Source organism: Mycobacterium sp. (genome assembly GCF_044370595.1).
Lineage (GTDB): Bacteria > Actinomycetota > Actinomycetes > Mycobacteriales > Mycobacteriaceae > Mycobacterium.
The window spans coordinates 24449-30515 of sequence record NZ_JBILVF010000030.1 but is presented as its reverse complement, the minus strand read 5'-3'; the positions used below and the strand labels follow the sequence as shown (position 1 = coordinate 30515).

At 65.9% G+C, this 6067-nt stretch carries 6 protein-coding genes; 2 read left to right on the top strand and 4 right to left on the bottom strand.

Annotation, left to right across the window (positions count from 1 at the left end):
• The 3 genes from ADBZ5N_RS06700 to ADBZ5N_RS06690 form a co-directional block, all read right to left on the bottom strand.
• Window positions 1-978: AMP-binding protein (locus ADBZ5N_RS06700; RefSeq protein WP_526256708.1), on the bottom strand; the 978-nt coding region annotated here is incomplete at its 3' end.
• 12 nt (window positions 979-990) lie between these two features.
• Complete coding sequence (locus tag ADBZ5N_RS06695) at window positions 991-2097, bottom strand: acyl-CoA dehydrogenase family protein (protein ID WP_526256707.1); 1107 nt, start codon at window positions 2095-2097, stop codon at window positions 991-993.
• A 12-nt stretch (window positions 2098-2109) separates the two neighbouring features.
• Window positions 2110-3291 (bottom strand): acyl-CoA dehydrogenase family protein, encoded by a 1182-nt coding sequence (locus ADBZ5N_RS06690; RefSeq protein WP_526256706.1) that lies wholly within the window; start codon window positions 3289-3291, stop codon window positions 2110-2112.
• Window positions 3292-3443: 152 nt separating this feature from the next.
• Between ADBZ5N_RS06690 and ADBZ5N_RS06685 the strand changes: the two genes are divergently transcribed.
• Both ADBZ5N_RS06685 and ADBZ5N_RS06680 read left to right on the top strand, forming a co-directional pair.
• Window positions 3444-3635, top strand: coding sequence for a ferredoxin (locus ADBZ5N_RS06685; protein ID WP_526256705.1), 192 nt, complete (start codon window positions 3444-3446; stop codon window positions 3633-3635).
• Window positions 3636-3647: 12 nt separating this feature from the next.
• A complete protein-coding gene (locus ADBZ5N_RS06680) occupies window positions 3648-4553 on the top strand; it encodes a 3-oxoacyl-ACP reductase (protein ID WP_526256704.1) in 906 nt (301 codons plus the stop codon).
• A gap of 34 nt (window positions 4554-4587) precedes the next feature.
• On the opposite strand, the gene ADBZ5N_RS06675 is transcribed toward ADBZ5N_RS06680, so the two are convergent.
• Complete coding sequence (locus ADBZ5N_RS06675) at window positions 4588-6048, bottom strand: alpha,alpha-trehalose-phosphate synthase (UDP-forming) (RefSeq protein ID WP_526256703.1); 1461 nt, start codon at window positions 6046-6048, stop codon at window positions 4588-4590.
• Window positions 6049-6067 lie beyond the last annotated feature (19 nt).

The window sequence follows — 6067 nt, the reverse complement described above, 5'->3', positions numbered from 1 at the left end:
GATGTCCAATCCCTCGGGCAGGGGGCCCAGCGAACCCTCCGGGGTGTCCGCGCTGCGGCCGATCGCCACCCCGCCCTCGCTGGAACCGAACCCGTCGATCACGCTCACCGCGAACCGCTGAGCGAAGCGGCCGATGTCCCGCGGTGCGGCCTCGTTGCCGTACATGATGCGTAGCGGGTTGTCGGCGTCGTCCGGCCGCTCCGGGGTGGTCAGGATGTAGGACATGGGCTTGCCGACGTAGTTGGCGTAGGTGGCGTTGAAACGGCGGACATCGTCGATGAAGAGCGAGGCGGAGAACTTGCGCCGCAATGCAATGGAGCCTTGAGCAGCTATCGCCGGCGCCCAACCGGCCATCACGGCGTTGGAGTGGAACAGCGGCATCGACAGATAGAAGACGTCCGAGGGGCCCAACCCGAACCGTTCGGCGAGCATCACGCCGGGTCCGGCGACTTTCTCGTGGGTGCAGCGCACCGCTTTGGGCTCACCGCTGGTGCCGGAGGTGAAGATGAGCGTGAGTAGATCGTTTAATGCGCTGTTGGTGAACGTAACCGGTGAATTGCCGAAGCTGAGCAGTTCCTCGGTCCAGGTGGGGGCGGTGACGTCGAGCACCGTCATCCCACCGGGAGTGAAGTCGGGCCCGTAGCTCTGCGGGTCGGCGTCGGTCAGCACGAACTGGCAGTCAGCGTGGGTGATATCCCGGCGCAGAGCGCCTCCGCGCCGGGTGGGATTCAAGCCGACCAGGACAACACCACTGAGCGCTGCGGCCACCAACAGCGCCGAGAAAAGGGGGGTATTCCCCAGCAGCGCACCGACATGGGGAGGTTGGCCAGGGTTGAGCCGTGAGCGCAGCAGCGCAGCTAGATCGGCACCGGTCTGAATATGTTGGCGCCACGTCGAATACGAGCCGTCGTCGGCTGCGACTCCACGGTCGTCGACATCGGCCAGCGGCCGCAGGAGCTGGGTAACGGTAGGTAGCACGAGGCCCCGAGGTCAGGCTGGGGTATCGGCCAGTTCCCGGCCAATAACCCGCAATTGGGCGGTTGCCCCGCCGATAGCGAACTCGGTTTGCTTGGCCGAGATGAAGTAGCGGTGCACGGGGTGGTCGGTGTCGATACCGACACCGCCGTGGACGTGCACGGTGGTGTGTGCCACCCGGTGGCCGGCCTCGGCGGCCCAGAACGCGGCCGTGGCCACTTCCAGGTCGGCGGGAAGGTCCTCGGAAAGCCGCCAGGCTGCCTGTTCGCAGGCCAGCCGTAGACCCTTGATGTCGATGTAGTCGTCGGCCAGTCGCTGAGACACCGCCTGGAAGCTTCCGATGGGGCGGTCGAACTGCTCGCGAGTTCGGGCGTACTCGGCGGTGAGTTCCAAGGCCCGCTCCAGTACACCCAATTGGTAGGCCGCCAGGCCGACGGCCCGCCGCGCGGTCAGCCAGGTCAGGACTTCGGTTGCCGCGCCGTCCCCGACAACCCGGTCGGCGCCCAGTTCCACCCCCGCGAGATCCAGTTCGGCTGAACTGGTCAGCCCGGTGGTGTGCAGTGCCGTCACCGAGACCCCGGGATCGTCGGCGGCGACCAGGAATACCCGGGTGCCCGAGTCCGTCTCGGCAGGAACCAGGAAGGCGTCGGCCACCGGCCCGAACGGCACCTGAATGCGGGTTCCGGTCAGCTGGAAGCCCGATCCGGCATCGGTTGCCTGCACCGGCCCCTGACCCAACTCGCCGTCGAGTGCAACCGTCACGATCTTCTCGCCGGCCACCGCGGGGACCGCCCAGGCCTGCTGCAACCCTGCAGGACCGAATCGGGCCAGCGCCCCCGCGCCGAGCACCACCGACTCCAGGTAGGGCACCGCACCGAGTTGGCGGCCCAGCGCAGTCACGATCGCGGTCTGCTCGAGTACACCGAATCCGCCGCCGCCGACCGACTCAGGCGCGCCGGTGGACAGAATGTCGGCGTCGATCAGCGTGCGCCACAGAGACGTATCGAATCGCTGGTCCAGACCGTCGAGCTCGCGTTGGTGTTCCGGTGTGCACACCGAGTCGACGATGGTGCCGACCAACCCGGAAAGGTCCTGGGCTGCTTCAGTTCTGGTGAAATCCACGGTCAATCCCTCTCAGCGGTTCCGAGGCAGACCAAGTGCCACCATGCCGATGATGTCGCGCTGAACCTCATTGGTGCCGCCGCCGAAGGTGAGAATCAGCGAAGAGCGGTGCATCCGCTCCAGCCGCCCGCGCAGCAACGCGCCGCGCGAGTCGGGCCGCAGGGTGGCCGACGGGCCGAGCACCTCCATCAGCTGACGGTAGGCCTCGCATGCCAACTCGGTGCCGAACACCTTCGCCGCCGATGCGTCCGCCGCCGAGGGCGCCTCGTCATGGGATGACGCGAGTTCCCAATTGATCAACTTGAGGTACTCGGCCTTGGCGTGCACCCGGGCTAGGTTGAGCTGCACCCACTCCGAGTCGATCAGCCGGGCACCTCGGGCATCTTTGGTGTTCTGCGCCCACTCCCGCACCTGGGTCAAGGCGGTGAGAATCGGCTGGGCCGAAACCAGCGCGACCCGCTCATGGTTGAGCTGGTTGGTAACCAGTTTCCAGCCGCCGTTCTCCTCGCCGACCCGGTTGCCGACCGGTACGCGGACGTCGGAGTAGTAGGTCGCACTGGTGTCCGGCCCGGCCATGGTGTGCACCGGAGTCCAGGAGAAGCCCTCGACGTCGGTCGGCACGATCAGCACCGAGATACCGCGATGTTTTTTGGCCTCGGTGTTGGTGCGCACGGCCAGCCAGACGTAGTCGGCGTACTGGATGAGGCTGGTCCACATCTTCTGACCGTTGACCACATAGTCGTCGCCGTCCCGCACCGCCGAGGTGCGCAGGTTGGCCAAGTCTGTGCCGGCTTCCGGTTCGGAGTAACCGATGGAGAAGTGAATGTCACCCGAAGCGATTTTGGGCAGGTAGAACTGTTTCTGCTCGTCGGTGCCGTAGGCCATGATCGTCGGCGCCACGCTGTTGATCGTCAGGAACGGCACCGGTGCGCCCGCGATGGCCGCCTCGTCGGTGAAGATCAACTGCTCCATGGTGGAACGCGCTTGGCCGCCGTATTCAGTCGGCCACCCCAGTGCCAACCAGCCGTCCTTGCCCATCTCGGCGACCGTCTCGCGGTAGACGTTCCCGACCCCGATCTCGCCGCCGGCGGTCGAGGTCAGCGCCTCCTGACGTTGCGGTGTCATCAGCCGACCGAAGTAGGCGCGCAGTTCGCGGCGCAACTCTTCCTGTTCCGGGGTGTAACTGATCCGCATGGGCTGCGACCTCCGGTGGTGTGGGACCGTTCGGCGACCCGCCGACTGTTTTTGTTGTAACACGTTCTAGTCTTGGAATCCAGCAGCCCTTGTGACCAGCAACTGACGTCAGGTGGTCGTAGGGTGAGCCGGTAGGAACCCAAGGAGGAGCAATGCGAGTCGTCGTCGACCGGGATCGCTGTGAAGGTAACGCTATCTGCGTGGGAATTGCCCCCGAACTTTTCCAGCTTGACCAGGACGAGTATGCGATCGTCACCGCCGATCCCGTACCCGCCGACCAGGAGGCCCTGGCCGAGCAGGCGATCGCCGAATGCCCGCGTGCGGCGCTGAGTCGCCTGGACTAGAGGTTCTAACTTTTGTCTGCTCTCACTGATCTGTCCGGCCGCGTTGCGGTGGTGACCGGTGCGGCGGCTGGCCTGGGTCGTGCGGAGGCCGTCGGATTGGCCCGATCCGGTGCCACCGTCGTGGTCAACGACATGCCGGCCGCACTGGACGCCTCCGACGTCCTCGACGAGATCGCCACCGTGGGCAGCAAGGCGGTGGCGGTCGCCGGGGACATCAGCCAGCGCTCCACCGCCGACGAACTCCTCAGTTGCGCTGTCGGCCTGGGTGGGTTGGACATCGTGGTCAACAACGCCGGGATCACCCGGGACCGGATGCTGTTCAACATGACTGACGAGGATTGGGACGCGGTCATAGCGGTACATCTGCGCGGACACTTCCTGCTTACCCGCAACGCCGCCACTTACTGGCGCGGCAAAGCCAAAGACAGCGGCGGTTCGGTGTTCGGGCGACTGATCAACACCTCCTCGGAGGCCGGTTTGTCCGGTCCGGCGGGGCAGGCCAATTACGGCGCGGCCAAGGCCGGTATCACCGCGCTGACCCTCACCGCCGCCAAAGCCCTGGGCCGCTTCGGCGTGTGCGCCAACGCCATCTGCCCGCGGGCCCGCACCGCCATGACGGCGGAGGTTTTCGGTGAGACCCCCGAACTCGGCGAGGGGCAGATCGATCCGCTCTCACCCGAACATGTCGTCAATCTGGTGCGGTTTCTGGCTTCGCCGGCCGCCGACCGGGTCAACGGGCAAGTGTTCATCGTCTACGGCCCGACAGTCACCTTGGTGGCGGCGCCGACGGCTGAACACCGCTTCCACGCCGAGGGGCAGGTGTGGGATCCGGCGGACCTCGGCGCGACGATGCGTGACTACTTCGCCGACCGCGACCCGGAGCGCAACTTCGGTGTGATCGGCTTGATGGGCGACTGAGCCATTCCAGCGCCGACTTCCCGGGCCGACGAGGTCACGCCTTGGTGCTAGCCAGGGCGTCGAGGAATGAGCGGGCCCACTTGTCGACGTCGTGGGTGAGAACCTGGCGGCGAAGTGCGCGCATCCGACGACGGCCTTCCTCGGGGGTCTGGGTCAGCGCTGCGTCGATGGCGTCCTTGACGCCTTCAAGATCGTGCGGGTTGGTCAGGTAGGCCTGGCGCAATTCGGCTGCGGCGCCGGTGAATTCGCTGAGCACCAGGGCACCGCCCAAGTCGCTGCGGCAGGCGACATATTCCTTGGAGACCAGGTTCATCCCGTCGCGAAAGGGGGTGACCAGCATGACGTCGCTGGCGACGAAGAAAGCGATCAGCTCATCACGCGGTACCGGCCGGTGCAGGTAGTGCACCACGGGGTGGCCGACCTCCCCGTACTCGCCGTTGATATGTCCGACCTGCTGCTCCACCTCGTTTCGCAGGATTCGGTAGCTGTCTACCCGTTCGCGGCTGGGGGTGGCCAATTGCACCAGGACGGTGTCGGATCCCTTGACCCGGCCTTCGGCGAGCAATTCCGAGAACGCTTTGAGTCGAACGTCGATACCTTTGGTGTAATCAAGCCGGTCAACACCCAGCAGCAGTTTTCGCGGGCTGCCCAACTCCGCGCGAATTTCCTTGGCCCGCCGACGAACCGCGCGATTGCGGCCCTTGGCGTCCAGTTCGGCTGAGTCGATGGAAATCGGGAAAGCCCCGACTTTGATGGTGCGATCCTCCAGCCAGATCTCACCCAACCGGGAGCGAACGCCGACGGTGGCCCGAGTGGTCTCGGCGGCGGCAAGTTGGCGCGCCAGGTAGAGAAAGTTCTGTGCGCCGCCGGCGAGGTGGAATCCGACCAGATCCGCGCCGAGCAGACCGTCGATGATCTCGGCTCGCCACGGCATCTGCATGAACAGTTCGATCGGCGGGAAGGGGATGTGCAGGAAGAAACCGATGGTCAGGTCCGGTCGCAATTCCCGCAGCATCTTCGGGACCAACTGCAGTTGGTAATCCTGTACCCACACCGTCGCCCCCGGCGCGGCTGCGCGCGAGGTGGCTTCGGCGAAGCGGCGGTTGACGTCGACATAGCGGTCCCACCATTCGCGGTGGTAGGCCGGTTTGACGATGACGTCGTGGTAGAGCGGCCACAGGGTGGCGTTGGAAAAACCCTCGTAGTACTCGGCGACGTCGTCGGCGCTGAGTCGAACCGGGTAGAGGTCGAGGCCGTCCTCGGTGATCGGGTGTTCAGGTCCGTCGATGATGCCTGGCCAACCGATCCAGGCACCGCGCTGTTTTCGCAGCAGCGGTTCCAGCGCGGTGACCAGGCCTCCCGGGCTGCGTGACCAGGCCAGCGACCCGTCCGGCTGGACTTCCATGTCGATGGGCAGCCGGTTGGCGACCACGACGAAATCGGAGTGTCCGGAGTCCCGCAGCGCAGCCGGGTCTCCGGTATCTCCGCGGGACATCCCGCGGGACATCCCACGG